Here is a 282-nt window from a genome sequence, read left to right as displayed (position 1 = left end):
ATATTGCTCAGGTGGCAGTTGGTAGAAGAGACCATCTCACGGTGTTTGGAGGAGACTATCCCACACCAGATGGAACCTGCCTTCGCGACTATATTCATGTGATGGACCTGGCAAATGGCCATGTAAAGGCAGTAGAATATGCAGCTAGCCACAAGGGCGTTGAAGTGTTTAACCTGGGAACAGGCACCCCTTACAGCGTTCTCGATATCATTCACGCTTTTGAAAAGGCTACTGAGGTTAAAGTGAAATACGAAATCGGGCCACGAAGAGCAGGAGATCTTC

Annotated in this window: 1 protein-coding gene; it reads left to right on the top strand. The window is 48.2% G+C overall.

The window, feature by feature from the left end; genetic code table 11:
* A partial coding sequence (locus tag M3200_RS05515) for an NAD-dependent epimerase/dehydratase family protein (RefSeq protein ID WP_288178173.1) occupies window positions 1-282 on the top strand: 282 nt, incomplete at both ends.

This window comes from Dialister sp. CAG:357 (assembly GCF_000435155.1).
GTDB classification, from domain to species: Bacteria; Bacillota; Negativicutes; order Veillonellales; family Dialisteraceae; genus Dialister; species Dialister hominis.
The sequence above is the reverse complement of the archived record's forward strand: the minus strand, read 5'-3'. Positions and strand labels throughout refer to the sequence as shown.